The 25,148-nt window shown below is 61.4% G+C and carries 35 protein-coding genes; all 35 read right to left on the reverse strand.

Going from position 1 to position 25,148, the window contains the following annotated elements; translation table 11 throughout:
- Nucleotides 1-15 precede the first annotated feature (15 nt).
- Nucleotides 16-1,668: a hypothetical protein gene (locus AC0L2D_RS28960; RefSeq protein ID WP_473543627.1), complete on the reverse strand. Its 1,653-nt coding sequence runs from the start codon at nucleotides 1,666-1,668 to the stop codon at nucleotides 16-18.
- Between the two features lie 176 nt (nucleotides 1,669-1,844).
- Nucleotides 1,845-2,675, reverse strand: a complete 831-nt coding sequence (locus AC0L2D_RS28965; protein ID WP_063168068.1) for an aspartyl/asparaginyl beta-hydroxylase domain-containing protein — start codon at nucleotides 2,673-2,675, stop codon at nucleotides 1,845-1,847.
- A gap of 171 nt (nucleotides 2,676-2,846) precedes the next feature.
- Nucleotides 2,847-4,154 carry a replication-associated recombination protein A gene (locus AC0L2D_RS28970; protein ID WP_013531441.1) on the reverse strand — a complete coding sequence of 436 codons (1,308 nt, stop codon included), beginning with the start codon at nucleotides 4,152-4,154 and terminating at the stop codon, nucleotides 2,847-2,849.
- A gap of 48 nt (nucleotides 4,155-4,202) precedes the next feature.
- Entirely contained in the window at nucleotides 4,203-5,690 is a 1,488-nt protein-coding gene (locus AC0L2D_RS28975) for a DegQ family serine endoprotease (protein WP_013531440.1), read from the reverse strand.
- 199 nt (nucleotides 5,691-5,889) lie between these two features.
- A complete protein-coding gene (gene rplQ, locus AC0L2D_RS28980) occupies nucleotides 5,890-6,321 on the reverse strand; it encodes a 50S ribosomal protein L17 (RefSeq protein WP_013531439.1) in 432 nt (143 codons plus the stop codon).
- A 104-nt stretch (nucleotides 6,322-6,425) separates the two neighbouring features.
- Nucleotides 6,426-7,436: a DNA-directed RNA polymerase subunit alpha gene (locus AC0L2D_RS28985; RefSeq protein ID WP_013531438.1), complete on the reverse strand. Its 1,011-nt coding sequence runs from the start codon at nucleotides 7,434-7,436 to the stop codon at nucleotides 6,426-6,428.
- A 102-nt stretch (nucleotides 7,437-7,538) separates the two neighbouring features.
- Nucleotides 7,539-7,928 carry a 30S ribosomal protein S11 gene (gene rpsK / locus AC0L2D_RS28990; RefSeq protein ID WP_006205444.1) on the reverse strand — a complete coding sequence of 130 codons (390 nt, stop codon included), beginning with the start codon at nucleotides 7,926-7,928 and terminating at the stop codon, nucleotides 7,539-7,541.
- 162 nt (nucleotides 7,929-8,090) lie between these two features.
- Nucleotides 8,091-8,459 (reverse strand): 30S ribosomal protein S13, encoded by a 369-nt coding sequence (gene rpsM, locus AC0L2D_RS28995; protein ID WP_013531437.1) that lies wholly within the window; start codon nucleotides 8,457-8,459, stop codon nucleotides 8,091-8,093.
- Nucleotides 8,460-8,669: 210 nt separating this feature from the next.
- The gene (locus AC0L2D_RS29000; RefSeq protein WP_013531436.1) at nucleotides 8,670-9,266 is read right to left on the reverse strand and encodes an adenylate kinase; all 597 of its coding nucleotides are present in this window, start codon (nucleotides 9,264-9,266) and stop codon (nucleotides 8,670-8,672) included.
- Entirely contained in the window at nucleotides 9,263-10,603 is a 1,341-nt protein-coding gene (gene secY, locus AC0L2D_RS29005; RefSeq protein WP_013531435.1) for a preprotein translocase subunit SecY, read from the reverse strand. The genes AC0L2D_RS29000 and secY overlap by 4 nt, the downstream gene beginning before the upstream one ends.
- A 192-nt stretch (nucleotides 10,604-10,795) precedes the next feature.
- Nucleotides 10,796-11,272 carry a 50S ribosomal protein L15 gene (rplO, locus tag AC0L2D_RS29010; RefSeq protein ID WP_473543631.1) on the reverse strand — a complete coding sequence of 159 codons (477 nt, stop codon included), beginning with the start codon at nucleotides 11,270-11,272 and terminating at the stop codon, nucleotides 10,796-10,798.
- 22 nt (nucleotides 11,273-11,294) lie between these two features.
- Entirely contained in the window at nucleotides 11,295-11,492 is a 198-nt protein-coding gene (gene rpmD, locus AC0L2D_RS29015; RefSeq protein ID WP_006205449.1) for a 50S ribosomal protein L30, read from the reverse strand.
- A gap of 24 nt (nucleotides 11,493-11,516) precedes the next feature.
- Complete coding sequence (gene rpsE / locus AC0L2D_RS29020; RefSeq protein WP_006333394.1) at nucleotides 11,517-12,080, reverse strand: 30S ribosomal protein S5; 564 nt, start codon at nucleotides 12,078-12,080, stop codon at nucleotides 11,517-11,519.
- A gap of 148 nt (nucleotides 12,081-12,228) precedes the next feature.
- Complete coding sequence (rplR, locus tag AC0L2D_RS29025) at nucleotides 12,229-12,588, reverse strand: 50S ribosomal protein L18 (RefSeq protein WP_013531433.1); 360 nt, start codon at nucleotides 12,586-12,588, stop codon at nucleotides 12,229-12,231.
- 138 nt (nucleotides 12,589-12,726) lie between these two features.
- On the reverse strand, nucleotides 12,727-13,260 hold the full coding sequence (gene rplF, locus AC0L2D_RS29030; RefSeq protein WP_013531432.1) for a 50S ribosomal protein L6: 534 nt from the start codon (nucleotides 13,258-13,260) through the stop codon (nucleotides 12,727-12,729).
- Between the two features lie 89 nt (nucleotides 13,261-13,349).
- On the reverse strand, nucleotides 13,350-13,748 hold the full coding sequence (gene rpsH, locus AC0L2D_RS29035) for a 30S ribosomal protein S8 (protein ID WP_013531431.1): 399 nt from the start codon (nucleotides 13,746-13,748) through the stop codon (nucleotides 13,350-13,352).
- A gap of 12 nt (nucleotides 13,749-13,760) precedes the next feature.
- The gene (gene rpsN / locus AC0L2D_RS29040) at nucleotides 13,761-14,066 is read right to left on the reverse strand and encodes a 30S ribosomal protein S14 (RefSeq protein WP_013895695.1); all 306 of its coding nucleotides are present in this window, start codon (nucleotides 14,064-14,066) and stop codon (nucleotides 13,761-13,763) included.
- 27 nt (nucleotides 14,067-14,093) lie between these two features.
- On the reverse strand, nucleotides 14,094-14,693 hold the full coding sequence (gene rplE, locus AC0L2D_RS29045) for a 50S ribosomal protein L5 (protein ID WP_013531429.1): 600 nt from the start codon (nucleotides 14,691-14,693) through the stop codon (nucleotides 14,094-14,096).
- A complete protein-coding gene (gene rplX, locus AC0L2D_RS29050) occupies nucleotides 14,686-15,000 on the reverse strand; it encodes a 50S ribosomal protein L24 (protein WP_473543634.1) in 315 nt (104 codons plus the stop codon). Before rplX ends, rplE begins: the two co-directional genes overlap by 8 nt.
- Before the next feature lie 12 nt (nucleotides 15,001-15,012).
- Complete coding sequence (gene rplN, locus AC0L2D_RS29055) at nucleotides 15,013-15,381, reverse strand: 50S ribosomal protein L14 (protein WP_006205457.1); 369 nt, start codon at nucleotides 15,379-15,381, stop codon at nucleotides 15,013-15,015.
- Nucleotides 15,382-15,464: 83 nt separating this feature from the next.
- Nucleotides 15,465-15,704 carry a 30S ribosomal protein S17 gene (rpsQ, locus tag AC0L2D_RS29060; RefSeq protein ID WP_010909280.1) on the reverse strand — a complete coding sequence of 80 codons (240 nt, stop codon included), beginning with the start codon at nucleotides 15,702-15,704 and terminating at the stop codon, nucleotides 15,465-15,467.
- An 11-nt stretch (nucleotides 15,705-15,715) separates the two neighbouring features.
- Entirely contained in the window at nucleotides 15,716-15,916 is a 201-nt protein-coding gene (rpmC, locus tag AC0L2D_RS29065) for a 50S ribosomal protein L29 (protein ID WP_006205459.1), read from the reverse strand.
- Nucleotides 15,917-15,929: 13 nt separating this feature from the next.
- A complete protein-coding gene (gene rplP / locus AC0L2D_RS29070) occupies nucleotides 15,930-16,343 on the reverse strand; it encodes a 50S ribosomal protein L16 (protein ID WP_013531427.1) in 414 nt (137 codons plus the stop codon).
- A 27-nt stretch (nucleotides 16,344-16,370) separates the two neighbouring features.
- Nucleotides 16,371-17,096, reverse strand: a complete 726-nt coding sequence (gene rpsC / locus AC0L2D_RS29075) for a 30S ribosomal protein S3 (RefSeq protein WP_013531426.1) — start codon at nucleotides 17,094-17,096, stop codon at nucleotides 16,371-16,373.
- On the reverse strand, nucleotides 17,096-17,485 hold the full coding sequence (rplV, locus tag AC0L2D_RS29080) for a 50S ribosomal protein L22 (protein ID WP_006205462.1): 390 nt from the start codon (nucleotides 17,483-17,485) through the stop codon (nucleotides 17,096-17,098). Before rplV ends, rpsC begins: the two co-directional genes overlap by 1 nt.
- A 2-nt stretch (nucleotides 17,486-17,487) precedes the next feature.
- Nucleotides 17,488-17,766 (reverse strand): 30S ribosomal protein S19, encoded by a 279-nt coding sequence (rpsS, locus tag AC0L2D_RS29085; protein WP_006205463.1) that lies wholly within the window; start codon nucleotides 17,764-17,766, stop codon nucleotides 17,488-17,490.
- 16 nt (nucleotides 17,767-17,782) lie between these two features.
- The gene (rplB, locus tag AC0L2D_RS29090; protein WP_024505067.1) at nucleotides 17,783-18,616 is read right to left on the reverse strand and encodes a 50S ribosomal protein L2; all 834 of its coding nucleotides are present in this window, start codon (nucleotides 18,614-18,616) and stop codon (nucleotides 17,783-17,785) included.
- 22 nt (nucleotides 18,617-18,638) lie between these two features.
- The gene (locus AC0L2D_RS29095) at nucleotides 18,639-18,932 is read right to left on the reverse strand and encodes a 50S ribosomal protein L23 (RefSeq protein WP_013531424.1); all 294 of its coding nucleotides are present in this window, start codon (nucleotides 18,930-18,932) and stop codon (nucleotides 18,639-18,641) included.
- Nucleotides 18,929-19,549: a 50S ribosomal protein L4 gene (gene rplD / locus AC0L2D_RS29100; RefSeq protein ID WP_013531423.1), complete on the reverse strand. Its 621-nt coding sequence runs from the start codon at nucleotides 19,547-19,549 to the stop codon at nucleotides 18,929-18,931. Before rplD ends, AC0L2D_RS29095 begins: the two co-directional genes overlap by 4 nt.
- Complete coding sequence (rplC, locus tag AC0L2D_RS29105; protein WP_013531422.1) at nucleotides 19,549-20,277, reverse strand: 50S ribosomal protein L3; 729 nt, start codon at nucleotides 20,275-20,277, stop codon at nucleotides 19,549-19,551. Before rplC ends, rplD begins: the two co-directional genes overlap by 1 nt.
- A gap of 61 nt (nucleotides 20,278-20,338) precedes the next feature.
- Nucleotides 20,339-20,647, reverse strand: a complete 309-nt coding sequence (gene rpsJ / locus AC0L2D_RS29110; RefSeq protein WP_010909272.1) for a 30S ribosomal protein S10 — start codon at nucleotides 20,645-20,647, stop codon at nucleotides 20,339-20,341.
- Nucleotides 20,648-20,716: 69 nt separating this feature from the next.
- Nucleotides 20,717-21,892 (reverse strand): elongation factor Tu, encoded by a 1,176-nt coding sequence (gene tuf, locus AC0L2D_RS29115; protein WP_013531404.1) that lies wholly within the window; start codon nucleotides 21,890-21,892, stop codon nucleotides 20,717-20,719.
- A gap of 99 nt (nucleotides 21,893-21,991) precedes the next feature.
- Nucleotides 21,992-24,082 carry an elongation factor G gene (gene fusA / locus AC0L2D_RS29120; RefSeq protein WP_013531421.1) on the reverse strand — a complete coding sequence of 697 codons (2,091 nt, stop codon included), beginning with the start codon at nucleotides 24,080-24,082 and terminating at the stop codon, nucleotides 21,992-21,994.
- A gap of 29 nt (nucleotides 24,083-24,111) precedes the next feature.
- The gene (gene rpsG / locus AC0L2D_RS29125; RefSeq protein ID WP_008875664.1) at nucleotides 24,112-24,582 is read right to left on the reverse strand and encodes a 30S ribosomal protein S7; all 471 of its coding nucleotides are present in this window, start codon (nucleotides 24,580-24,582) and stop codon (nucleotides 24,112-24,114) included.
- A 76-nt stretch (nucleotides 24,583-24,658) separates the two neighbouring features.
- A complete protein-coding gene (gene rpsL / locus AC0L2D_RS29130; RefSeq protein WP_006333356.1) occupies nucleotides 24,659-25,030 on the reverse strand; it encodes a 30S ribosomal protein S12 in 372 nt (123 codons plus the stop codon).
- Nucleotides 25,031-25,148 lie beyond the last annotated feature (118 nt).

The following is a 25,148-nucleotide window of genomic DNA, read 5'->3' on the forward strand; positions in this document are numbered from 1 at the left end:
GACCAGCCGAGCTCGTCACCACTCAGGCGTTGCCCATCCCGGATATTTTTTCCTGAACTCGTTATAGAGGTCATCGATCTCCGTTTTGCCGATAGGGCGCACCTGTTCGTAGAGGTAGCCCTTGACGTCGCCGGACAGCTGGTACGCCGCGATGCGCCTGTATGCTGCGCCGATGCCTTTGCCCTCGACAATGTATTGGTCCGGTATCGAGACACAGAGCTGCGCACCCGGCTGCAGATGGGTAACGGGCGGATCGGTCACGACAACGTATTTGGACTTCAACGCCGCCGGTCTGAACCGATCGCGACTATCGACCTGACAAGCCCACTCGATGCGGGGGTAAAGGTCCTTGTCCATTTCATAGAGCAATGAGTCGCTCATGATCCCGCTGGACGCAAATACCGACAACCGGTCCCCAGGTCCCATCTTTCCAAGAAGGTCATCGATAAGGCGCCTGTATTCTGGAAGATTGTCGAGTTGCAGCGGGAGCGTGGCTTCCCTGGCAAAGACGTAGCTGATCGGTGACAGCACCTGGCGGCCAATCGGGAAAAAAGTACCGAAAAACGCCAGCACGGCGGCAACGGCTATCGCGGCGGTCGACCATCGCGATCTCAGCGCCGGCATCGAAACGATCGCAACGATTGCCTGGGCGTAGGCAGGAAAAAGCCAAAGAAACATTGGCACCGAATGGTGGCGATCCGGGTCCTGCATGCGGGTGAAGAGGAAGAAGGTAAGTACCGAAGCAACGGCACAGAACAGGGAAAATCTGTTTTGGCGTATGATGGAGATGTAAGCGCCAAATACGATCAACAGCCAGTTCACATAGCTGAGCCGCGATCCTACCTGGTCAACCTGTGAAACGAAGCTTGTCTTGTATCCGCTGTAAAGGTCGCCATAGCTGGTTCCCAGTATCTTGAGGACCAGGGGTTGCTGGAAGGTCAGCGCGGCTCCGACAACCACGAGGATCACACACAGGCCCCCGACGGCGGCATTGCGGAGTGCCGGGACGTCGCGGTCTTTCGCGACCTGCAGAAAACAGAAGAAGGCCGCGGAAGTTCCGACCCCGATGACGGGATAAGCATACCAGCGGCGCAGCACGAATGCCAACCACAGGCATACGCCGACACGCATGCCGCCGATCACCGGTTCACGGGTCAGGAACCTCGATTTCCAGAGAAAATAGGTTGCCGCGCAAAGCGCGAGACAGCCGGCAATGTCCGGCAACCCACGAAGCGTCGCCGCCCAGAAGGGCGTGTAGAGAAAGGCCGCAATCCATACGGTGAGCCAGCTTCGGCATGAAGGCGTCCCGGTCGCCGCCTCCAGATAGCTTGTTCTGCCGATGAGAAGAGCGGTCGGAACCAGGTAAACAACGACTATTCCGGCGATGTAGGAAAACCTCGAATCGCCAAAAATGATGTGAAACGGCATCAGCGGCACCAGGATCGCCGCACTGTAGTCGTCGGTGGCGATCGAGGTCCTCAAATGGCTGAGCCACTCGAGAGGGCTCTGAACCAAGAGCGTGCCCTGCCGGCTAAACGTGTCGAAATAGGCAGCGAAGTCCCAGTAATAGACAGGCTGTTCAAGCCCTACATAGATGAGAGCAAGAGCAATTCCCACAAGAGCGGTACACACATATGTCGTTGCCCAAAATCCGAGAGATTTGTTCATCGTCACTTGCGGCCGCCAGAAGGAGAAGAGGCAGAACTATCAAAGCCAGCCCGGACTACTGTTTATGCAGCCAGGATCCGTTCCGGCGCATGAGCGGCCGACAAGGATTGGCCAAGTCTCACATGCAGAGCACCCAAACGCTGCCGGCAGGGCCGGCAGCGCCGATTTTCCAAAGCTCAGGTCGTCCCGGCATTCTTCGGCTTGGTCGAACCGATCATTTTCCAGTTCTTGTAGAACATGGAATTGATGCGCTCGACGCTCACCGAGACGATGGCCAGCATACCCGCGATGAGGCGGGGAACCGGCGATGGCCTGATAATGTCCATGAACACGCAGTAGCGGCGGCCATCATACTCGTTGACCGAGCGATGCAGCAGCGTGTCGTCGAAGATGAACAGCGGATTGTCGTACCAGTAATTCTTGACGTTGCCGCACTCGACGAAAATCTCCGACTTCACCGGGATCAGATTGTAGAGGATGCGCAAGCTGAGCCGCAGCGGGCCGAAATGCCAGGACGTCGATTCGCGCTTGCTGAAGACGGAAACGGCGATGGTCTTGATGTATTTGAAATCCTTGTTGAACTCGGCGACGTTGTCGATCCTGTGCTTGCCGTACCACTGGTAGACATACATGCCGCGCCGGCCGGCGCCGAAATTGGCATCGATATCGGCGATGATCTCATCCTTGCGCGCCTTGAAGATGTCCAGGACCTCGTTGACCTCGCGCTGATAGTCGGCGGGAAACTGCTCCAGCTTCCACACGCCAGGATTTCTGTAGCACAAGAGGTCGACCAGCAGGTTGAACGGCGAAAGCAGCCAGGTGAACAGGCCGTTGCCGAGAAAATAGCCTGAGAACAGCGACAGATCCTTGCGGTCGTTGCGCAGCACGTCGATCAGGCCGCAGACGATGAAGATCGTCGTCAGGATGGGGATGAAATAGAAGCCAAGGGCGAGAAGCGGGATGGCAATGGCGAATTTGCGAAGGGATTTGCGAAGATTTTTTGTCATTTTTCCACGCGCCAAGCGCGATCCTGTTGCGAATGAGGTGCCCAAATCAAGGCAATGGCCACCGCCCGGTCGTGCGCCTTGATAAGGTTTTTTGGGTTACCACACAACGGCCCTGCTACCGCGGCCGGCTGGCTGCCTGCTGGATCTGGTCAATAGCCTCACGCAACCCGGCTATTCCCGCTCTTTGCGCAGCTTTGCCCAATAATCGAGCCGCTTCCTGATATCGCGCTCGAAGCCGCGCTCGGGCGGATCATAGAAGGTCTGGCGACCCATCTTCTCCGGAAAATAATCCTGCCCCGAAAAGGCATCCGGCTCGTCATGGTCGTAGCGGTAGCCCGCGCCGTAATCCTCCTCTTTCATCAGCTTGGTCGGCGCGTTGAGGATGTGCTTGGGCGGCAGCAGCGAGCCGTGTTCCTTGGCGGCCCGCGTGGCGGCCTTGAAAGCGTTGTAGACGGCGTTGGATTTGGGCGCGGTGGCGAGATAGACGGTGGCCTCGGCAAAGGCGAGTTCGCCTTCGGGCGAGCCGAGATAGTCGTAGGCATCCTTGGCGGCATTGGCGACGACAAGCGCCTGCGGGTCGGCAAGGCCGATGTCTTCCATGGCCATGCGCACCAGCCGGCGGCCTAGATAGAGCGGATCCTCGCCGGCATCGAACATGCGTGCGAGATAGTAGAGAGCCGCGTCAGGATCTGAACCGCGTACCGATTTGTGCAGCGCCGAGATCAGATTGTAATGGCCGTCCTGGCCCTTGTCGTAGATTGGCGCGCGGCGCTGGACGATGCGCTGCAGACCCTCGGGATCGAAGACCTCGCCGGGCTTGGCTGCTCGCCAGACTTCCTCTGCCAGGGTAAGAGAGGCGCGGCCGTCGCCATCGCTCATGCGGATGAGCATGGCTCGCGCCTCGTCGTCGAGCGGCAGCGCCCTGCCCTCGGTCTCCTCCGCCCGCGCCATCAGCTTGGAGATGCTCTCCTCGCCAAGCGAGTGGAAGACCAGAACGCGCGCGCGTGACAACAAAGCGGCATTCAGTTCGAAGGACGGGTTTTCGGTCGTAGCGCCAACCAGCACGACTGTCCCGTCCTCCATGACCGGGAGGAAACTGTCCTGCTGCGCGCGGTTGAAGCGATGGATCTCGTCGACGAACAACAAGGTCTGGCGGCCATTGGCACGGCGCAATTTGGCTGATTCGAACACCTTTTTCAGGTCGGCGACGCCGGAAAAGACAGCCGATATCTGCTCGAATGCGAGACTCGTTTCACCGGCGAGCAACCGCGCCACGGTGGTCTTGCCGGTGCCGGGCGGCCCCCAGAAAATCATCGAGCCGAGCGAGCCGGAACCGATCAACCGGGTCAGCGCGCCGTCAGGCCCCGTCAGATGCTCCTGGCCGACGACCTCGCCAAGGTTCCTCGGCCGTAGCCTGTCGGCCAGCGGCCGCCCAGGCGGCTTCTTTTCCGGTTCATCGACGCTGAACAGATCGGCCATGCACTTCTTTTTCGTTGGAGCATGAGCCCGAATGCACGGAACCCAGCCCTAATAACGCAACACCTGACGCAGTATCTGCCCGCCGCGCTCGACCGTAAAGCGCCACCAGCGCGTATCCGTCTTGGCCGCCAGCTCCAGGGTCGCTGCGGTATCGATGGTGGTGCCGTTCACCTCGCGCACGATGTCGCCCGGCTGGAAGCCGAAATCGGCGGCCGGTGAATCGCGGTTGATGTCGACCACGGTGACGCCCTTGATGTCCGTGCGCAGGCCAAGCCGCTGCGCGAGCCGGGGCGAAAGCTCCGCGACCTTGGCGCCCGAAAAGGGGCTGCGGCCATGCAGCGTCACCTCAGCAGCCTTCATGCCTTCCGGAGCACGCTCCAGCGCGATATCCATCGCCGCCTGCTGGCCCTTGGTCAGAACCGCGAAATTGGCGGTGGTGCCGATCGACAGCGTCGCCATCCGGTAGTCCAGCGCTTCGATGCTCTCGACCGGCTTGCCGTTGAGCTGCAGCACCACGTCGCCGGGCTTGAGCCCTGCCTTGGCGGCCGGTCCGGTCGCCTCGACCGACGAAACCAGCGCACCGGTCGGCTTCTCCATGCCGAGTGATTCTGCGATCTGCGGCGTCACCGCTTCGAACTCGGCGCCGATATAGGGCCGTTCGAAGAAGTCGAGCCCGGCCTTGGCCGCGTCGGCAAAGGCGCGAACCATGTTCGAGGGAATGGCGAAGCCGATGCCGATCGAACCACCGCTGCGGCTGTAGATGGCCGTGTTGATGCCGACCAGCTGGCCGCCCATGTTGATCAGCGCACCGCCGGAATTGCCGGGATTGATGGCGGCGTCGGTCTGGATGAAGAAGCTGGAATCGGAGACGCCGATATGGCTGCGGGCCAGTGCCGAGACGATGCCGCTGGTGGTGGTCTGGCCGACGCCGAAGGGGTTGCCGATGGCCAGCAGCAGGTCGCCGACCTCGAGCGCGTCGGAATCGCCGATGGCAATGACCGGAAACGGCTTGTCCGAGGTGATCTTGAGCACGGCAAGGTCGAGAGTCTCGTCCTTGAGCAGCACCTTGCTGTCGAACTCACGCCCATCAGCGGTCGCCACCTTGACCCGGTCGGCATCCTTGATGACGTGGTAATTGGTGACCACGACGCCGGTCGGATCGACCAGCACGCCGGAGCCCAGCGAAGACTGCGCGCGCGGCTGCGAGCGGCCGAAGAATTCCTCGAAGAACGGATCACCGTCGAAAGGCGATGTCACCTTGGCGGTCTGCGAGGCATAGACGTTGACCACCGCCGGCGCCGTCTGCTTGACCAGCGGCGCAAACGACAGCTGCACCTCCTCGCGGCCGAACGGCACGCGCTTGTCGGGACCGGACGTCGCGTTCTCGCCCTCGACGCCGTGCAGCAGGTCGGTCAGCACATCTGACAGGCCGGGATCTGTCTTGGTCTCCTCGGCCAATGCCTGCCTGACCACCGGTGCGGCCGCAAACGCCATGATGGCGAAAAGCAGAACAAAGGGCAGTCTTCTGGCGCGCATTCGCGAATCCTCCAAGGCAAGTTCGGGGGCATTGTCCCGACGATTGTGCAAAATGAAAGGCTAAGCCGCTGAAATCCGACTATTTTGGGCCAAAACCCCAGGGGCATGCCCGGAAATCGGATTCCGGCGCGGTTTGCTGCTTTCAGAAAACAAAAAGGGGCCCGCAGGCCCCTTTGAACTCATTTGGGAAAACCGAGCCTTATGCGGCTGCGGCGTCCGCGTCTGCGCTTTCGGCCTCGATGCGAGCGCGGTCGCCGGCGCCCTTGGCCGAGACGTCGCGATCGACGAACTCGATGACAGCCATGGCGGCGTTGTCACCGTGACGGAAGCCCGCCTTCATGATGCGCAGATAGCCGCCATTGCGGTTGGCGTAGCGCGGCGCGATGGTGTCGAACAGACGCTTGACGACGCCTTCATTGCCGATCTGGGCAATGACCTGGCGGCGGGCGTGCAGGTCGCCACGCTTGCCGAGCGTCACCAGCTTCTCGACGATCGGACGCAGGTCCTTCGCCTTCGGCAAGGTTGTGACGATCTGCTCGTGCTCGAGCAGCGACACGGCGAGGTTGGCGAACATCGACTTGCGATGGCTAATGCTTCGGGCGAAGCGGCGGCCTTTGAAACCGTGGCGCATGGCTCTTTTCCTTCTTCAGTTGTTCAAGAGGCCGCGGCCTCTGATGGTTTTCCGCATGACCGTCGGATCGAGCGGCCCACGCCGCCGATCCTTGGAATTCATGCTCAATATTGGTCTTCGTAACGCTTAGCGAGGTCTTCGATGTTTTCCGGCGGCCAGTCCGGCACTTCCATGCCGAGGTGCAGGCCCATCGCCGCCAGGACTTCCTTGATCTCGTTCAGCGACTTGCGGCCGAAGTTCGGGGTGCGCAGCATCTCGGCTTCGGTCTTCTGGATCAGGTCGCCGATATAGACGATGTTGTCGTTCTTCAGGCAGTTGGCCGAACGCACCGAAAGCTCGAGTTCGTCGACCTTCTTGAGCAGCGCCGGGTTGAAGGCGAGCTCGGTGACGGCCTCGGCAGCGACTTCCTTCTGCGGCTCGTCGAAGTTGACGAACAGGCCGAGCTGGTCCTGCAGGATGCGGGCGGCGAAAGCCACTGCGTCCTCACCGGTGATCGAACCGTCGGTCTCGATCGTCATGGTCAGCTTGTCATAGTCGAGAACCTGGCCCTCGCGGGTGTTCTCGACCTTGTAGGAGACCTTCTTGACCGGCGAATAAAGGCTGTCGACCGGGATGAGGCCGATCGGCGCGTCTTCGGCGCGGTTGCGGTCGGCCGGCACGTAACCCTTGCCGGTGTCGACGGTGAATTCCATGCGGATTTCAGCGCCTTCGTCCAGCGTGCAGATGACGTGGTCGGGGTTGAGGATCTCGACATCGCCAACCGTCTGGATGTCGCCGGCAAGAACCGCACCCGGTCCCTGCTTGCGAACGACCATGCGCTTGGGACCATCGCCTTCCATGCGGATGGCGATTTCCTTGATATTCAAGACGATGTCGGTCACGTCCTCGCGCACACCGGCGATGGACGAGAATTCATGTAGAACGCCGTCGATCTGCACGGCGGTAACAGCCGCACCGCGCAGCGAAGACAGAAGCACGCGGCGCAGCGCGTTGCCCAGCGTCAGGCCAAAGCCACGCTCGAGAGGCTCGGCGACCAGCGTGGTCAGCGTCTTCTTCTTCGACGAGAACTCGATCTTGTTCGGCTTGATCAGTTCCTGCCAATTTTTCTGGATCATGATGCTTTCCTTCCGTTGACCCGCCACCATCCAATCGTGGCGGGCGACCTGGAATGCCGCGGAGGAGCGCCCAAGGGCGCTCGCGCGACGTTCGATAAATGCTTAGACGCGACGCTTCTTGCGCGGGCGGCAGCCATTGTGCGGGATCGGCGTCACATCACGGATCGAGGTGATGGTGAAGCCGGCCGCCTGCAGGGCGCGCAGTGCCGATTCACGACCGGAGCCGGGTCCGCAGACCTCGACTTCGAGCATGCGCATGCCGTGTTCCTGGGCCTTCTTGGCAACATCCTCGGCAGCCATCTGGGCAGCGAACGGGGTCGACTTGCGCGAACCCTTGAAGCCCTGGGCACCGGCCGACGACCAGGCAATCGAATTGCCCTGCGCATCGGTGATGGTGATCATCGTGTTGTTGAAGGTCGAATTGACGTGGGCAACGCCCGACGAGATATTCTTGCGTTCGCGACGGCGAACACGAGCGGCTTCCTTGGCCATGATAGTCCTTTCAGTTGATCTCTACACCGCCGTAATACCAGCGGCTCCACCTTCGTAAGGGAGTAGGGGAATAGGGCAGTAAGGGAGTAGGGAAAAATGCGACCCGACTGGCGGGCATTCCCTACTGCCTTACTCCCCTACTCCCTTATTCCCCTAAAAAAATTACTTCTTCTTGCCGGCGATCGACTTGGCCGGGCCCTTGCGGGTGCGCGCATTGGTATGCGTGCGCTGGCCGCGGACCGGCAGCGAGCGGCGGTGACGCAGGCCGCGGTAGCAACCGAGGTCCATGAGCCGCTTGATGTTCATCGAGACTTCGCGGCGCAGGTCGCCTTCAACCTGGTAATCGCGGTCGATGGTCTCGCGGATCTGCAGCACTTCCGCGTCGGTCAGCTGGTTGACGCGGCGCTCGGCCGGGATGCCGACCTTGTCGACGATCTCCTGGGCGAACCGCTTGCCAATGCCGTGAATGTACTGAAGCGCAATGACAACGCGCTTGTTGGTCGGAATGTTGACGCCGGCTATACGAGCCATGTTCTTCCCTTCTCCATGTGGGCCGGCCAATCCTCAAAAACAAGGTAGGCTCGGCGCTGTCTTAAGTTGCCCCGCGTCCGGTGGAGGCCGGCCCATGCGGGAGTTTCCAGTTCAATGCGGCTGCCTTGCCCTTGCGGACAAGCAAAGCTCATGCCTGATAGGAAGACGGGCCGCCATACCGCAGCGAACCGCCTCCGTCAAGTGCAATCGTTAATTTCCCCGCACCGCGTCCTTGAGCACCGCTTCGATCTGTTCCGTCACGGCGTCGATATCGGCCATGCCGTCGACACTGCGGAGCTTGCCCTTGGCATAGTAGTAGCCAATCAGCGGCGACGTCTTCTTGTAGTATTCCCTCAGGCGCTCTTCGAACACGGTCGGATTGTCGTCCTTGCGAACGGGAAGGCCGGCGGCCTGCGCCTCGTCGGCGCGTTTGACGATCCGGCCAACCAGGGCCTTGTCGTCGACCACGAGTTCAATGACGGCGTCGAGCCCCTGGGAGCGATCCGACAGCATCTGCTCGACCGCATCCGCCTGCACCAGGGTCCGCGGATAGCCGTCGAGGATGAACCCCTTGGCGCAGTCGGGCTGATCGATACGCTCAGCGACGATCGCGTTGACGATCGCGTCGGACACCAGTTCACCGGCATCCATCACCGCCTTGGCGCGCTTGCCAACCTCGGTGCCTGCCTGGACGGCAGCACGCAGCATGTCGCCCGTCGAGAGCTGGGGTATGCCGTGTTTTTCTACCAGTCTTTGTGCTTGCGTCCCCTTGCCCGCTCCTGGCGGCCCAAGCAATATCAACCTCATCTGGCTTTCTTCCCCCCGCGCAGCTTCGACTTCTTGATCAGGCCTTCATACTGGTGCGCGATCAGGTGACCCTGAATCTGCGCAACCGTATCGAGCGTGACACTGACCACGATCAGAAGCGATGTGCCACCAAGGTAGAACGGTACGCCAGTCGCCGAGATCAGGAACTCCGGCAGCAGGCACACCAGCACCAGATAGATGGCGCCGACGACGGTGATGCGGGTGAGAACGTAATCGATATAATCGGCGGTGCGCTCGCCCGGACGATAGCCCGGGATGAAGCCCGAATGCTTCTTGAGCTGGTCGGCGGTGTCCTTCGGGTTGAAGACAATCGCGGTGTAGAAGAAGGCGAAGAACACGATCATCGCCGCATAAAACAGCATGTAGAGCGGCTGGCCGTGGCCGAGCGAGGCGAGCACGGTGCTTGCCCACGCCGGCAGGTTCGTCGTCTGCGAGAAGCCGGCGACGGTGGCCGGCAGCAAAAGCAGCGACGAGGCAAAGATCGGCGGAATGACGCCCGACGTGTTGAGCTTCAGCGGCAGATGCGAGGTATCGCCCTGGAACATCCGGTTGCCGACCTGGCGCTTCGGATACTGGATCAGCAAGCGGCGCTGGGCGCGCTCGAAGAACACGATGAGCGCAATGACGACGATAGCCAGCACGATGATCGCCAGGATCAGGCCGGTCGACAGCGCGCCGGTGCGGCCAAGCTCCAGCGTGCCGGAGATGGCGTGCGGCAGGCCGGCGACGATGCCGGAGAAGATGATCAGCGAAATACCGTTGCCGATGCCGCGGGCGGTGATCTGCTCGCCCAGCCACATCAGGAACATGGTGCCGCCGACCAGCGTGACGACGGTCGAGATGCGGAAGAACATGCCGGGGTCACTGACGATGCCGTTGCCGCCTTCCAGCCCGACAGAAATGCCATAGGCCTGGACCAGCGCAAGCAGCACGGTGCCGTAGCGCGTGTACTGGTTGATGACCTTGCGGCCCTGTTCGCCTTCCTTCTTCAGCGCTTCCAATGACGGGATGACCGAGGTCATCAGCTGCATGATGATGGAGGCGGAGATGTAAGGCATGATGCCGAGCGCAAAGATCGCCATGCGCTGCACGGCGCCGCCGGCGAACATGTTGAACATGCCGAGCACGCCCTTGCTCTGCGAAGAGAAGGCCTGGGCGAAGGCGTCGGGATTGATACCGGGAAGCGGGATGTAGGTGCCGAGGCGATAAACCAGCAGCGCGCCGATCGTGAACCAGATGCGCTTCTTCAAATCCTCCGCCTTGGCGAAGGCCGAGAAATTCAGATTCGAGGCTAATTGTTCAGCAGCCGAAGCCATGCCTGATTCTCCGCTTGGTAACGCTTGATGGCCCTGAGGTCAGGCGGCGCGTTTCACCGAAGCTCACGAGATAAGCTCCGGGCTCTAAACATGCAAGCGGCCGCGTTGACGCGGCCGCCTCGTTGAGCAGATCAAAGCGAAATCGTGAGCAAAAACGGATCCCACTCCTGCCGATCGCGCTTCAAATTGCCGTTACTCGGCAGCTGCCTTTTCCTGCGGCAGCTTGACCGAACCGCCGGCCTTTTCGATCTTCTCGATCGCGGCCTTGGAGGCGCCGGCGACGTCAAAGGCGAGCTTCGCCTTGATCTCGCCATCCGAGAGGATGCGCACGCCGTCCTTGACGCGGCGGATGACGCCGGCGGCAACCAGCGATTCAGCCGTCACGGTTGCCTTGGCGTCGAGCTTCTTGGCGTCGACGGCCACCTGGATGCGGGCCAGCGACACGACGGTGAAGCTCTTGGCGAAGATGTTGTTGAAGCCACGCTTCGGCAGGCGCCGGTAGAGCGGCATCTGGCCACCCTCGAAGCCGTTGATGGCGACGCCGGAGCGCGCCTTCTGGCCCTTGACGCCGCGACCGCCGGTCTTGCCGGAGCCGGAGCCGATACCACGGCCGAGACGCTTCTTGGAGTGCGTCGCGCCGTCCTTGTCACGCAGATCGTTGAGTTTCATCTGACTTCTCCTGCGCTCTGGCTCAGCCCTCGTCCACGACGCGGACGAGATGCTGGACGGCAGCGATCATGCCGCGCACGGAGGGCGTATCTTCCAGCGTGCGCTGCTTGTGCATCTTGTTGAGGCCGAGGCCGACCAGCGTCGCGCGCTGTTCCTTCGGACGGCGGATCGGCGAACCGATCTGCTCAACGGTGATGGTCTTGGTTGCTTTCTTGGCCATGGTCAAAATCCCTGGTCAGATCGACTATTCTTCAGCCGCAACGGCGGTGCCGCGGCGGGCCTGAAGGGTCGAATACTTGATGCCGCGAGCAGCAGCCACATCCTTGGGATGCATCTGGCTCTTCAGCGCGTCGAAGGTGGCGCGAACCATGTTGTAGGGGTTCGACGAACCCATCGACTTGGCGACCACGTCATGCATGCCGAGCGTCTCGAAGACAGCGCGCATCGGGCCACCGGCGATGATGCCGGTACCTTGCTTGGCGGCGCGCAGCAGCACGCGTCCAGCACCCCAGCGTCCTTCGACGTCGTGATGCAGCGTACGGCCCGAGCGCAGCGGCACGAAAATCATGTCGCGCTTAGCCGATTCAGTTGCCTTGCGGATAGCTTCCGGCACTTCGCGCGCCTTGCCGTGACCAAAGCCGACGCGGCCCTTCTGGTCGCCGACGACGACGAGTGCTGCAAAACCGAAGCGACGGCCGCCCTTGACGACCTTGGCGACGCGGTTGATGTGGACGAGCTTGTCCACCATGCCGTCATCGCGTTCTTCACGATCGCGGCCGCGGCCGCCATCCCTACGTTCCTGTGCCATATCCTGTTCCTTGTTTTTTTCCGGAAGCACGGTTGCTGATAAGATCCGGTGCCTCGCCCCGAATAAATCGGGAAACGGTCACCGGGGGCGAAATCATTTCCTTCGCATAATCTTTATCCGAAAAGTCTGCAACTTTTCGGGACTATGCTTAGAAGCTCAAGCCACCTTCGCGGGCAGCCTCGGCGAGCGCCTTGACGCGGCCGTGATAGATGTAGGCGCCGCGGTCGAAGACGACTTCCTTGACGCCGGCCTTGGTGGCGCGCTCGGCGATCAGCTTGCCGATCGCGGTGGCGGCAGCGGTGTCGGCGCCGGTCTTGAGCGAACCCTTGAAGTCCTTCTCGAGCGTCGAAGCGGCGGCGATGGTGTGGCCCTTGGCGTCGTCGATGACCTGCACATAGATGTTCTTCGACGTGCGGTGGACCGACAGACGCGGACGCTCGCCGGCGACCTTCTTGATCTGACGACGGACGCGCTGCGCGCGGCGCTGCGTGGATTCCTTGGTACCCATGATGGTCTTCCTTGCCTTCAAAAAACGGGGGCCGCCATATGCGGTAGGCGAAAGCGCCTCCCGCGACCGCTCCCCGCGGCGTTACACTCTTGGCTTGGCCCTTTCCGAAAAGTCTTCAACTTCTCGAGGCCAGGCCTACTACTTCTTCTTGCCTTCCTTGCGGACGATCTTCTCGCCGGCGTAGCGGACGCCCTTGCCCTTGTAAGGCTCGGGACCACGATACTCGCGGATCTCGGCCGCAACCTGGCCGACCTGCTGCTTGTCGATGCCGGCCACGGTGATTTCAGTCGGCTTCGGCACGGTGATGGTGATGCCCTGCGGCGTCTCATAGACGACGTCATGGCTGAAGCCAAGCGCCAGCTGCAGGTTCTTGCCCTGAAGTGCCGCGCGATAGCCGACGCCGGTGATCTCGAGCTTCTTCTCGAAACCGTCCTTGACGCCCTGCAGGATGTTGACGATCTGCGTGCGCGACATGCCCCACTTGGAGCGGGCGGTCTTGGTCTGGTCGCGCGGCTGGACAGCGATCTCGCTGCCTTCCATCTTGACCAGCACTTCGTCGTTCACCACGAACTTCAGCTCACCCTTGGGGCCCTTCGCCGTCACGGTCTGGCCGTTGACGGTCGCGGTCACGCCCTGCGGCAGCGAAACGGGTTTCTTTCCAATACGAGACATTTTGTTGTCCTCGTCACTTCTCTTGTTTCAGGTCTCTGTCTTCGGGAACGATCCGAAGACCGGATTCCACTTTGCGGTCAACTGTCAGATCAGAAGATCTGGCAGAGGATCTCACCGCCGACGTTCTGTTCACGTGCTTCATGGTCGGCCATCACGCCCTTCGGTGTCGAAAGGATGGCGATGCCGAGGCCGTTTGCGACCTGCGGGATCGACTTGGCCGAAACATAGACGCGGCGGCCTGGCTTCGAAACGCGGGCGATTTCGCGCACGACCGGCGCGCCGTCGAAATACTTCAGCTCGATCTCGATTTCGGACTTGCCGTTGTCGAAGTCGGTCTGGCTGTAATCGCGGATATAGCCTTCAGCCTTCAGCACGTCGAGGACGCGGGTGCGCAGACGCGACGCCGGCGTCGAAACGCTCGACTTCTTGCGGCCATACGCGTTGCGGATGCGGGTCAGCATATCGCCGAGAGGATCGCTCAATGACATGTTATGTCCTCCTTACCAGCTCGACTTGACCAGGCCCGGGATCTGGCCGTTATTGCCGAGATCACGAAGCGCGATGCGCGATACTTTGAGCTTGCGATAGTAGGCGCGCGGACGGCCGGTGACTTCGCAGCGGTTGCGGATGCGGATCTTGGCCGAGTTGCGCGGCATGGCGGCAAGCTTGAGCTGAGCGCGGAAACGCTCTTCCATCGGCTTGGACTGATCCATGATGATCGCCTTGAGCGCAGCCCGCTTGGGACCGTACTGGTCGGCAAGCTTGCGGCGCCTGTTGTTCTTCTCGACTGAGCTGGTCTTTGCCATTTCAGATTTTTCCTTTTCTCGCTGCCGTTACTGGCGGAAGGGGAAGTTGAAGGCCTTGAGCAATGCCCTGGCTTCGTCGTCCGTCTTCGCAGTCGTACAAACGATGACGTCCATGCCCCAGATCTGATCAACCTTGTCGTAGTTGATCTCCGGGAACACGATGTGTTCCTTGATGCCCATGGCGTAGTTGCCACGGCCATCGAAGCTCTTCGGATTCAGTCCGCGAAAGTCGCGGACGCGCGGCAGCGCGATGTTCACGAGGCGGTCGAGGAACTCATACATCCGTTCCTTGCGCAACGTGACCTTGGCGCCGATCGGCATCTTCTCGCGGACCTTGAAGCCGGCGATCGAGTTGCGGGCGCGGGTGACGACGGCCTTCTGGCCGGCAATCATCGCCAGGTCTTCGGCCGCGATCGAAGGCTTCTTCGAATCGGCGGTCGCTTCGCCGACGCCCATGTTCAGCACGATCTTGTCGATGCGCGGAACCTGCATCTCGTTGTCGTAGCCGAACTGTTCCTGCAGCGCCTTGCGGATGGTCTCGTTGTAGACCTGCTTGAGGCGCGGCGTGTTCTGAGCCTTGGACTGTTTGCTTTCAGCCTTGGGCTTCGTGGTTTGAGCCTTAGCCATTGATGACTTCTCCCGAGCGCCTGGCGACGCGCACCTTCTTGCCGTCCTTCTGGAAGATGAAGCCGACGCGGGTCGGCTTGCCATCCTTGGGGTCGGCCAGCGCGATGTTCGACAGCTGGATCGGCGCTTCCTTGGTGATGATCCCGCCCTCTTGGGACTGGGACTGCTTCTGGTGACGGCGGATCATGTTGACGCCGCGCACCAGCGCGGTGTCTTCCTTCGGCTGTACCGAGAGGACTTCGCCCGAACGGCCCTTGTCCTTGCCGGCCAGCACGACGACCTTGTCGCCTTTTCTAATCTTTTGCATTGGTCCGGCTCCTTACAGCACTTCAGGCGCGAGCGAGATGATCTTCATGTGGTTCTTGGCGCGGAGTTCGCGCGGAACCGGTCCGAAGATACGCGTGCCGATCGGCTCTTTCTTGTTGTCGACGAGAACGGCCGCGTTCTTGTCGAAACGGATCACGCTGCCGTCCGGGCGGCGAATGTCCTTGGCCGTGCGAACCACGACCGCCTTCATCACATCGCCCTTCTTCACGCGGCCGCGCGGAATGGCTTCCTTGATCGACACCACGATGATGTCGCCCACGGAAGCGTATTTCCGCTTCGAGCCGCCCAGCACCTTGATGCACATGACACGACGGGCGCCGGAATTATCCGCGACGTCGAGGTTTGTTTGCATCTGAATCATGACTGGCCGCCTTCTTCTCTTCTAACGGGATGGGCTCAAAGCCCCTCCCCGGTCTGTCCAAAATTCGTTGTTTACGCCCGAGGTCAGGCTTGGTCCGAAGACACGACGATCCAGCGCTTGTCCTTGGAAATCGGCTTCGATTCCTGGATGAACACCTGATCGCCAACCTTGTGGGCGTTGTTCTCGTCGTGCGCCTTGTACTTCTTGGTCATGCGCACGGTCTTCTTCATCACGGGATGCGTGAAGCGCCGTTCGACCTTGACGACAACCGTCTTCTCGTTCTTGTCGCTGACGACGGTGCCCTGCAGAATGCGCTTTGGCATGGTTTTCGTCCTTAAGCCTTCTTAGCCGCGGACTTTTCCGCAGCGATGGTCTTGATACGCGCAATGTCCTTACGAACCTGTCTCACGCGCGCGGTCTTCTCGAGCTGGCCGGTGGCCTTCTGGAAGCGCAGGTTGAACTGCTCCTTCTTCAGGCTGGCCAGGTCGTCGGTCAGCTGGTCCTGGGTCTTGGTCCGGATGTCTTCGGCTTTCATGATCAGCCCGTCCTTATTCTGCGATGCGCTGCACGAAGCGCGTCTTGACCGAGAGCTTGGCCGCGCCGAGACGCAGTGCCTCACGGGCGGTTTCTTCATTGACGCCGTCGATCTCGAACATGATGCGGCCCGGCTTGACGCGCGCCGCCCAGTAATCGACCGCGCCCTTGCCCTTACCCATGCGGACTTCGGTCGGCTTCGAAGTGACCGGCACGTCCGGGAAAATACGGATCCAGACGCGACCAGCGCGCTTCATTTCACGGGTGATCGCGCGGCGGGCCGCCTCGATCTCACGTGCGGTGACGCGGTTCGGCTCAAGCGCCTTCAGCCCGAAACCACCGAAATCCAGGTTGGTGCCGCCCTTTGCGGTACCATGGATACGGCCCTTGAACTGCTTGCGGAACTTTGTGCGCTTTGGCTGCAGCATCGTTCTAACTCCAAATTCCTAAATGTCTCAGGCGTTTTCGCGACGACGACCGCGTTCGCGATCACCACCACCGCCATGCGCTGCATCGCTTTCGCTGGCCCGACGCTCCGAAGCCATCGGGTCATGCTCAAGGATCTCGCCCTTGAACACCCAGACCTTGACGCCGCAGATGCCATAAGCCGTGTGCGCTTCGGCCGTACCGTAGTCGACGTCCGCACGCAGCGTATGCAGCGGCACGCGGCCTTCGCGATACCATTCCATGCGCGCGATCTCGGCGCCGCCGAGGCGGCCGGCGCAGTTGATGCGGATGCCTTCGGCACCAAGCCGCATCGCCGACTGAACGGCACGCTTCATGGCGCGGCGGAACGCGATACGACGCTCGAGCTGCTGGGCGATCGACTGGGCGACCAGGGTCGCGTCGATCTCCGGCTTGCGCACTTCAACGATGTTGAGGTGCGTCTCGGACTTCGTCATCTCCATCAGCTTCTTGCGAAGCTTCTCGATGTCGGCGCCCTTCTTGCCGATGATCAGACCCGGGCGCGCGGCATGGATGGTGACGCGGCACTTCTTGTGCGGACGCTCGATCACGACCTTCGAGATGGCAGCCTGCTTGAGCTCCTTCTCGAGATACTTGCGGATCTTGATGTCCTCATGCAGCAGCTTGCCGTACTCGCCGGTGTTCGCGAACCAGCGCGAATCCCAGGTGCGGTTGATGCCGAGGCGAAGACCGATCGGATTGACTTTCTGGCCCATTATGCGGCCTCCCCTTTTTCTTCGACTTCACGAACGACGATCGTGAGGTGCGAGAACGGCTTCTCGATACGGCTGGCGCGACCGCGGCCACGGGCATGGAACCGCTTCATGACGATCGACTTGCCGACATAGGCTTCCGCCACGATCAGTGCATCGACATCCAGGTCGTGGTTGTTTTCCGCGTTGGCGATTGCCGATTCCAGCGTCTTCTTGACCGTGCCGGAAATCCGCTTGGCCGAGAATTCGAGATCGGAAAGCGCTGTCGCGACCTTTTTGCCGCGGATCAGCGCGGCAACCAGGTTCAGCTTCTGCGGGCTGATACGGATCGTGCGCAATACGGCGCGCGCTTCGTTATCAGCAAGCCTGCGCGGAGCTTTGGCCTTGCCCATGATTATTTCCTCTTCGCCTTCTTATCCGCGCCGTGACCGTAATAGGTCCGGGTCGGAGCGAATTCACCGAACTTGTGACCGACCATGTCCTCGTTCACCGAGACGGGAACATGCTTCTGGCCGTTGTAGACACCGAAGGTGAAGCCGACGAACTGCGGCAGGATGGTGGAGCGACGGCTCCACATCTTGATCACCTCATTGCGACCACCTTCACGAACCTTGTCCACCTTCTTGAGAAGGTAGCCGTCAATGAAGGGGCCTTTCCAAATCGAACGAGTCACTTGGCGTTACCTCTTCTTAGCTCTTGCGCTGATGGCGCGAGCGCAGGATGAACTTGTCGGTCGCCTTGTTGGACCGCGTCTTCTTGCCCTTGGTCGGCTTGCCCCAGGGCGAAACCGGATGGCGGCCACCCGATGTGCGGCCTTCGCCGCCGCCGTGCGGATGGTCGACCGGGTTCATGGTCACGCCGCGATTGTGCGGGCGCTTGCCACGCCAGACCGTGCGACCGGCCTTGCCGTCATTGATGTTGCCGTGGTCCGGATTGGACACGGCGCCAACAGTGGCCATGCAGGAGCCGTGAACGACACGCTGCTCGCCCGAATTGAGGCGCAGGATCGCCATGCCCTGGTCACGACCGACCAGCTGACCGTAACCACCTGCCGAACGGGCGACCTGAGCGCCCTTGCCCGGCTTCAGCTCGATGTTGTGGACGATGGTGCCGACCGGCATCGAAGCCAGCGGCATCGCATTGCCCGGCTTCACGTCGACCGATTCACCGGACACGATCTTGTCGCCGGGAGCCAGACGCTGCGGAGCGATGATGTAGGACAGCTCGCCATCGTCATACTTGATCAGCGCGATGAAGGCGGTGCGGTTCGGATCGTACTCAATGCGCTCGACCGTGCCGACGACGTCGAACTTGCGGCGTTTGAAGTCGATGATGCGGTACGAACGCTTGTGACCACCGCCGATGAAGCGGGCGGTGATGCGACCGTGATTGTTGCGGCCGCCCGACTTGGTCAGGCCTTCGGTCAGACCCTTCACGGGCTTGCCCTTGTAGAGGCCCGAGCGGTCGACGATGACCAGCTGACGGGTGCTGGGCGTTACCGGGTTGAATTTTTTCAGTGCCATTGTTCTGTCCTCGCGGCCTTGCTCAGAGACCCGTCGCGACGTCGATCGACTGGCCATCCGCCAGCGTCACAACCGCCTTCTTGACGTCGCTCTGGCGGCCAACCGTGCCACGGAAGCGCTTGATCTTGCCCTTGCGGACAAGCGTGTTCACGGCCATCACCTTGACGCCGAACAGCGCTTCGACGGCGGCCTTGATTTCCGGCTTCGACGCCTTCTTGGCGACGTTGAAGACGACCTTGTTCTGCTCGGAGGCCATGGTCGACTTTTCGGTGATCGCCGGCGAGACGATCACGTCGTAATGACGAAGGTCGGTCATTTAAAACGCTCCTCGAGAGCCTCGACGGCGGCCTTCGAAAGGACCAGCGTGCCGCGGCGCAGAATGTCGTAGACGTTGATGCCCTGGATGGGCAGCACGTCGATGTTGGGGATGTTCGTCGCCGCCAGCTTGAAGTTCTTGTCAAGCTCGGCGCCGCCGATCAGCAAAGCATTGGTCAGGCCCAGCGTCGCAAAATTCGCGATCAGCGCCTTCGTCTTGGCCTCGGTCAGCTTCAGCTCGTCGATGATGATGATCGACGCGCTCTTGGCCTTGGCCGAGAGAGCATGCTTGAGGCCGAGAGCGCGAACCTTCTTCGGCAGTTCGTGCTCGTGGCTGCGAACGACCGGGCCGTGGGCCTTGCCGCCGCCGCGGAACTGCGGAGCGCGTGCCGAATGGTGACGGGCGCGGCCCGTACCCTTCTGCTTGTACATCTTGGCGCCGGTGCGCGCGATCTCGGCGCGACCCTTGGTCTTGTGCGTGCCCTGCTGCTTCTTGGCAAGCTGCCAGCGCACGACGCGCTGCAGGATGTCTTCGCGCGGATCAAGGCCGAAAATCTCGTCGGAGAGTTCCACCTTGCCGGCGTCCTTGCCGCCCAGCGTTGTGATCTTGAGATCCATTATTCCGCTCCCTCTGTGGCCGGAGCCTCGTTCTTGGCGCCACTTTCGGCAGCAACGGCGCGGATCGCGGCAGGCTTCGGCGCATTGGCCGGCAGTGCCACCTTGGCCGCATCGCGGACCAGGATCCAGGCGCCCTTCGATCCGGGAACCGCACCGCGGATCAGGATCAGGCCGCGGTCGGCGTCGGTCGATACGATCTCGACATTCTGCGTGGTGACGCGGGTGTCGCCCATGTGGCCAGCCATATGCTTGCCCTTGAACACCTTGCCCGGGTCCTGGCGCTGGCCGGTCGAACCGTGCGTACGGTGCGAAACCGAGTTACCGTGCGTTGCACGGCCACCGCCCATGTGGTGGCGCTTGATGACGCCCTGAAAGCCCTTGCCGATCGTCGTGCCCGTCACATCGACCTTCTGGCCGGCGACGAAGTGCTCGACGGTGATCTCGGCGCCGACATCGATCATGTTGTCGGCGGAGACGCGGAACTCGGCGACCTTCGCCTTCGGCTCGACGGAAGCGGTCGCGAAATGGCCGCGCATCGCCTTCGACGTGTTCTTCACCTTGGCAAGGCCAACGCCGAGCTGAACGGCGGTGTAGCCATTCTTCTCTTGCGTGCGCTGGGCCACGACCTGGCAGTTCTCCATCAGGAGAACGGTGACGGGAACATGTTCCCCGGCATCGTTATAGATGCGGGTCATTCCCACCTTCTTTGCAATCACACCTGAACGCATCGGTTCAATTCCTTTAGAGTTCCGGGCCAGGGGCACCGCCCCTTACCGCGCTCTCATTCCCTTAGAGCTTGATCTCGACGTCGACGCCGGCGGCCAGATCGAGCTTCATCAAAGCATCGACCGTCTGCGGGGTCGGATCGACGATGTCGAGCAGACGCTTGTGCGTGCGCATCTCGAACTGCTCGCGGCTCTTCTTGTCGACGTGAGGCGACCGGTTGACCGTGAACTTTTCGATCCGCGTCGGCAGCGGAATGGGGCCGCGGACGTTTGCACCGGTACGCTTGGCCGTCGACACGATTTCCTTCGTCGAGGCGTCGAGCACGCGGTGGTCAAACGCCTTAAGGCGGATGCGGATATTCTGTCCGTTCATGCGTCACTTCCTTGTTCTGGCGCGGCGCGGGCAACTCCCGCGCCCGCGACAGATCGGTTTAAGTCCAAATTACTCTTTGATGGTGACGACGATGCCGGCACCGACGGTGCGGCCGCCTTCACGGATAGCGAAGCGCAGCTTCTCTTCCATGGCGATCGGCACGATCAGCTCGACATCGACCGTGATGTTGTCGCCCGGCATCACCATCTCGGTGCCTTCCGGCAGCGACACGATGCCGGTCACGTCGGTCGTGCGGAAGTAGAACTGCGGACGGTAGTTGGTGAAGAACGGCGTGTGACGGCCACCTTCGTCCTTGGTCAGGATGTAGGCTTCGGCCACGAACTTCTTGTGCGGCTTCACCGTGCCCGGCTTGGCCAGAACCTGGCCGCGCTCGACACCTTCACGATCAACGCCGCGCAGCAGCGCGCCGATGTTGTCGCCAGCCTGGCCCTGATCGAGCAGCTTGCGGAACATTTCCACGCCCGTGCAGGTCGTCTTGGTCGTCGGACGGATGCCGATGATCTCGAGTTCCTCGCCGACCTTGACCACGCCGCGCTCGACGCGGCCGGTCACGACCGTGCCGCGGCCCGAGATCGAGAACACGTCTTCGATCGGCATCAGGAACGGCTTGTCGAGCGGACGGACCGGCGTCGGGATGTAGGCATCGACCGCAGCCATCAGCTCGCGGATCGCGTCTTCACCGATCTTCTTGTCCGAGTCTTCGAGAGCAGCCAGAGCCGAACCCTTGACGATCGGAATGTCGTCGCCGGGGAATTCGTTCTTGGTCAGAAGCTCGCGAACCTCGAGCTCGACCAGTTCGAGCAGCTCGGCGTCGTCGACCTGGTCGACCTTGTTCAAGAACACCACGATCGACGGCACGCCGACCTGACGGGCCAGCAGGATGTGCTCGCGGGTCTGCGGCATCGGGCCGTCGGCAGCCGACACGACCAGGATCGCGCCGTCCATCTGCGCGGCGCCGGTGATCATGTTCTTCACATAGTCGGCGTGGCCGGGGCAGTCGACGTGAGCGTAGTGGCGGTTGGCCGTCTCGTATTCGACGTGAGCCGTCGAGATCGTGATGCCGCGCGCCTTTTCTTCAGGGGCAGCGTCGATCTGGTCGTAGCGCTTGTATTCGCCAAAATACTTGGTGATCGCCGCCGTCAGCGACGTCTTGCCATGGTCGACGTGGCCAATCGTGCCGATGTTCACGTGAGGCTTGTTACGCTCGAATTTACCTTTGGCCATAATCGTTCTCCGTCTATTCTACCCGCTTGGGGGAAATTGTTATTCGCTCTTCAGATCCGGCACCGCGCAAGGGACGCGACGTCGGTGGCTAAGGAACCCTTACGCGTATTTCTTCTGGACTTCCTGGGCCACTGCGGTCGGAACCGGCTCGTAGTGATCGAACTGCATCGTGTAGGCCGCACGGCCCTGGCTCATCGAGCGCAGGTTGTCGACATACTTGAACATGTTGGCGAGCGGCACCATCGCGTTGATGACAACGGCGACGCCACGCGCTTCCTGACCCTGGATCTGGCCACGACGACCGTTCAGATCGCCGATGACGCTGCCGACGTAGTCTTCCGGCGTCACGACTTCGACCTTCATGATCGGCTCGAGCAGCTGCACGCCAAGCTTGGGTGCTGCTTCACGGAAGCAGGCGCGGCCGGCGATTTCGAAGGCCAGAACGCTGGAGTCGACATCGTGGTAAGCGCCGTCGATGAGGGTCGCCTTGACGCCGATCATCGGGAAGCCCGCGAACGGACCCGAGGTCATGACGCTGTTGATGCCCTTTTCGACACCAGGGATGTACTCCTTCGGCACGGCGCCGCCGACGATCTTGGTATCGAACTCGAACTCGCTGCTATCGGGGTTCGGCTCGAACAGGATCTTGACGCGAGCGAACTGACCGGTACCGCCGGTCTGCTTCTTGTGCGTGTAGTCCTGCTCGTGCTTGCGGGTGATCGTCTCGCGATAGGCCACCTGCGGTGCGCCGACATTGGCCTCGACCTTGAACTCGCGACGCATGCGGTCGACGATGATGTCGAGGTGGAGTTCGCCCATGCCGGAAATGATGGTCTGGCCGCTTTCCTCGTCGGTCTTGACGCGGAAGGACGGATCCTCGGCGGCCAGGCGGTGAAGGGCGAGGCCCATCTTTTCCTGGTCGTTCTTGGTCTTCGGCTCGATGGCGATCTGGATGACCGGATCGGGGAATTCCATGCGCTCGAGGATGACCGGATGCAGCGGATCGCTCAGCGTGTCGCCGGTGGTCGTGTCCTTGAGACCGGCAAGAGCAACGATATCACCGGCAAAAGCCTCTTCGACGTCGGCGCGCGAGTTCGCATGCATCTGCAGCATGCGGCCGATGCGCTCTTTCTTGCCCTTCACGGTGTTGTCGACCGAGATGCCCTTGGTGAGCCTGCCCGAATAGATGCGCGCAAAGGTCAGCGAACCGACGAACGGGTCGTTCATGATCTTGAAGGCGAGCATCGACAGCGGCTCGTTGTCGTCGGCATGACGCTCGATCTCGGCGTCGGTCTTGGCATCGACGCCCTTGATGGCGGGAACATCGGCCGGCGAAGGCAGATATTCGACGACGGCGTCGAGCAGCGGCTGCACGCCCTTGTTCTTGAAGGCCGAGCCACAGAACATCGGGTAGAACTTGACCGCGATGGTGCCCTTGCGGATCAGCGCGCGAATCTCGTCATTCGACGGCATCTTGCCTTCGAGGTAATTCTCAAGCGCCGTCTCGTCCATTTCGACGGCAGCCTCGATCATCTTCTCGCGGTATTCTTCGGCACGAGCCTTGAGGTCGTCCGGGATCTCGACGATATCCCAGGCAGCGCCCAGCGTCTCGTCGCGCCAGACCAGCGCGTTCATCTCGACGAGGTCGACAACGCCCTTGAACTCGGTCTCGGCGCCAATCGGCAGCTGCATGACAACAGCATGCGCACCGAGGCGCGAGCCGATCATCTCGACCGAGCGATAGAAGTCGGCGCCGATCTTGTCCATCTTGTTGCAGAAGATCATGCGCGGAACGCGATACTTGTCGGCCTGGCGCCAGACAGTCTCGGTCTGCGGCTCAACACCGGCATTGGCATCGAGCAGCGCGATGGCGCCGTCGAGCACGCGCAGCGAACGCTCGACCTCGATGGTGAAGTCGACGTGGCCGGGGGTGTCGATGATGTTGAAGCGGTGCATCTTGCCGTCACGAGCCTTCCAGAAGGTCGTGGTCGCGGCGGACGTGATGGTGATGCCGCGCTCCTGCTCCTGCTCCATCCAATCCATGGTGGCAGCGCCGTCGTGGACTTCGCCGATCTTGTGCGACTTGCCCGTGTAGTAGAGGACGCGCTCGGTGGTCGTCGTCTTGCCGGCGTCAATATGCGCCATGATACCGAAATTGCGGTAGTCTTCGATTTTGTATTCGCGGGCCATCGTAGCTGCCTCTCAGTCTCGTTCGCGCTTTACCAGCGGTAGTGCGCGAAAGCGCGGTTGGCTTCAGCCATCTTGTGGGTGTCTTCACGCTTCTTGACAGCGGTGCCGCGGTTGTTGGCCGCGTCCATCAGCTCGCCGGAGAGGCGGTCGACCATCGTGGTCTCGTTGCGGTTGCGGGCCGCAGCAATCAGCCAGCGAATGGCCAATGCCTGGCGGCGCTCGGGGCGCACGTCGACCGGAACCTGGTAGGTGGCGCCGCCGACACGGCGCGAACGCACTTCCACATGCGGCGCGACATTGTCGAGCGCCTGATGGAAGACGGTGACCGGCTCCTGCTTGGTCTTCGACTGAACCTGGTCGAGCGCGCCGTAGACGATGGTCTCGGCGACCGACTTCTTGCCGTCATACATGACGGCGTTCATGAACTTGGTGACGATCAGATCGCCGAACTTCGGGTCCGGATTGATCTCACGCTTTTCTGCACTGTGACGACGCGACATGGCTTTTGTCTCTCAATCTCATAGCCCGACGCACTCAAGGAGCGCCAAGGCCGGAAAATCTTACTTCGGACGCCCCTTACTTCGGACGCTTGGCGCCGTACTTCGAACGGCGCTGCTTGCGGTTCTTCACACCCTGCGTGTCGAGCACACCGCGGATGATGTGGTAGCGAACGCCCGGGAGATCCTTGACGCGGCCGCCGCGGATCATCACCACGGAGTGCTCCTGAAGGTTGTGGCCTTCGCCGGGGATGTACCCGATCACTTCAAAACCATTGGTCAGGCGGATCTTGGCCACCTTGCGCAGCGCCGAGTTCGGCTTCTTCGGCGTCGTTGTATAGACGCGCGTGCAGACGCCCCGCTTCTGCGGGTTCTGCTGCATGGCCGGGACCTTGTTGCGCTTCACCGGCGCAATGCGCGGCTTGCGGATCAGCTGGTTGACGGTAGGCATTAAACCCTCTTGTCTCTCAATTCCGTGTCTCGCCCGGTCAGGGCCGCTCAAAGCGTCATTTCCATACGCAAATTCGGGCCATAAACCGCGCCTCGCGGTCTTGCCCGAACAAAAGGCA

The organism is Mesorhizobium sp. WSM4833 (genome assembly GCF_055811095.1).

Excerpts from the sequence above, each read along its gene's own strand:
- AC0L2D_RS28960 (WP_473543627.1), bottom strand. The coding sequence starts at position 1,668 with ATGAACAAATCTCTCGGATTTTGGGCAACGACATATGTGTGTACCGCT.
- AC0L2D_RS28965 (WP_063168068.1), bottom strand. The coding sequence starts at position 2,675 with ATGACAAAAAATCTTCGCAAATCCCTTCGCAAATTCGCCATTGCCATC.
- AC0L2D_RS28970 (WP_013531441.1), bottom strand. The coding sequence starts at position 4,154 with ATGGCCGATCTGTTCAGCGTCGATGAACCGGAAAAGAAGCCGCCTGGG.
- AC0L2D_RS28975 (WP_013531440.1), bottom strand. The coding sequence starts at position 5,690 with ATGCGCGCCAGAAGACTGCCCTTTGTTCTGCTTTTCGCCATCATGGCG.
- rplQ (WP_013531439.1), bottom strand. The coding sequence starts at position 6,321 with ATGCGCCACGGTTTCAAAGGCCGCCGCTTCGCCCGAAGCATTAGCCAT.
- AC0L2D_RS28985 (WP_013531438.1), bottom strand. The coding sequence starts at position 7,436 with ATGATCCAGAAAAATTGGCAGGAACTGATCAAGCCGAACAAGATCGAG.
- rpsK (WP_006205444.1), bottom strand. The coding sequence starts at position 7,928 with ATGGCCAAGGAAGCCGCTCGTGTTCGCCGTCGCGAACGCAAGAATATC.
- rpsM (WP_013531437.1), bottom strand. The coding sequence starts at position 8,459 with ATGGCTCGTATAGCCGGCGTCAACATTCCGACCAACAAGCGCGTTGTC.
- AC0L2D_RS29000 (WP_013531436.1), bottom strand. The coding sequence starts at position 9,266 with ATGAGGTTGATATTGCTTGGGCCGCCAGGAGCGGGCAAGGGGACGCAA.
- secY (WP_013531435.1), bottom strand. The coding sequence starts at position 10,603 with ATGGCTTCGGCTGCTGAACAATTAGCCTCGAATCTGAATTTCTCGGCC.
- rplO (WP_473543631.1), bottom strand. The coding sequence starts at position 11,272 with ATGAAACTCAACGATCTGCGTGACAAGGACGGCGCGACGCACTCCAAG.
- rpmD (WP_006205449.1), bottom strand. The coding sequence starts at position 11,492 with ATGGCCAAGAAAGCAACCAAGACCATCACCGTTGAGCAGATCGGTTCG.
- rpsE (WP_006333394.1), bottom strand. The coding sequence starts at position 12,080 with ATGGCACAGGAACGTAGGGATGGCGGCCGCGGCCGCGATCGTGAAGAA.
- rplR (WP_013531433.1), bottom strand. The coding sequence starts at position 12,588 with ATGGGTACCAAGGAATCCACGCAGCGCCGCGCGCAGCGCGTCCGTCGT.
- rplF (WP_013531432.1), bottom strand. The coding sequence starts at position 13,260 with ATGTCTCGTATTGGAAAGAAACCCGTTTCGCTGCCGCAGGGCGTGACC.
- rpsH (WP_013531431.1), bottom strand. The coding sequence starts at position 13,748 with ATGTCATTGAGCGATCCTCTCGGCGATATGCTGACCCGCATCCGCAAC.
- rpsN (WP_013895695.1), bottom strand. The coding sequence starts at position 14,066 with ATGGCAAAGACCAGCTCAGTCGAGAAGAACAACAGGCGCCGCAAGCTT.
- rplE (WP_013531429.1), bottom strand. The coding sequence starts at position 14,693 with ATGGCTAAGGCTCAAACCACGAAGCCCAAGGCTGAAAGCAAACAGTCC.
- rplX (WP_473543634.1), bottom strand. The coding sequence starts at position 15,000 with ATGCAAAAGATTAGAAAAGGCGACAAGGTCGTCGTGCTGGCCGGCAAG.
- rplN (WP_006205457.1), bottom strand. The coding sequence starts at position 15,381 with ATGATTCAGATGCAAACAAACCTCGACGTCGCGGATAATTCCGGCGCC.
- rpsQ (WP_010909280.1), bottom strand. The coding sequence starts at position 15,704 with ATGCCAAAGCGCATTCTGCAGGGCACCGTCGTCAGCGACAAGAACGAG.
- rpmC (WP_006205459.1), bottom strand. The coding sequence starts at position 15,916 with ATGAAAGCCGAAGACATCCGGACCAAGACCCAGGACCAGCTGACCGAC.
- rplP (WP_013531427.1), bottom strand. The coding sequence starts at position 16,343 with ATGCTGCAGCCAAAGCGCACAAAGTTCCGCAAGCAGTTCAAGGGCCGT.
- rpsC (WP_013531426.1), bottom strand. The coding sequence starts at position 17,096 with ATGGGCCAGAAAGTCAATCCGATCGGTCTTCGCCTCGGCATCAACCGC.
- rplV (WP_006205462.1), bottom strand. The coding sequence starts at position 17,485 with ATGGGCAAGGCCAAAGCTCCGCGCAGGCTTGCTGATAACGAAGCGCGC.
- rplB (WP_024505067.1), bottom strand. The coding sequence starts at position 18,616 with ATGGCACTGAAAAAATTCAACCCGGTAACGCCCAGCACCCGTCAGCTG.
- AC0L2D_RS29095 (WP_013531424.1), bottom strand. The coding sequence starts at position 18,932 with ATGACCGACCTTCGTCATTACGACGTGATCGTCTCGCCGGCGATCACC.
- rplD (WP_013531423.1), bottom strand. The coding sequence starts at position 19,549 with ATGGATCTCAAGATCACAACGCTGGGCGGCAAGGACGCCGGCAAGGTG.
- rplC (WP_013531422.1), bottom strand. The coding sequence starts at position 20,277 with ATGCGTTCAGGTGTGATTGCAAAGAAGGTGGGAATGACCCGCATCTAT.
- rpsJ (WP_010909272.1), bottom strand. The coding sequence starts at position 20,647 with ATGAACGGACAGAATATCCGCATCCGCCTTAAGGCGTTTGACCACCGC.
- tuf (WP_013531404.1), bottom strand. The coding sequence starts at position 21,892 with ATGGCCAAAGGTAAATTCGAGCGTAACAAGCCTCACGTGAACATCGGC.
- fusA (WP_013531421.1), bottom strand. The coding sequence starts at position 24,082 with ATGGCCCGCGAATACAAAATCGAAGACTACCGCAATTTCGGTATCATG.
- rpsG (WP_008875664.1), bottom strand. The coding sequence starts at position 24,582 with ATGTCGCGTCGTCACAGTGCAGAAAAGCGTGAGATCAATCCGGACCCG.
- rpsL (WP_006333356.1), bottom strand. The coding sequence starts at position 25,030 with ATGCCTACCGTCAACCAGCTGATCCGCAAGCCGCGCATTGCGCCGGTG.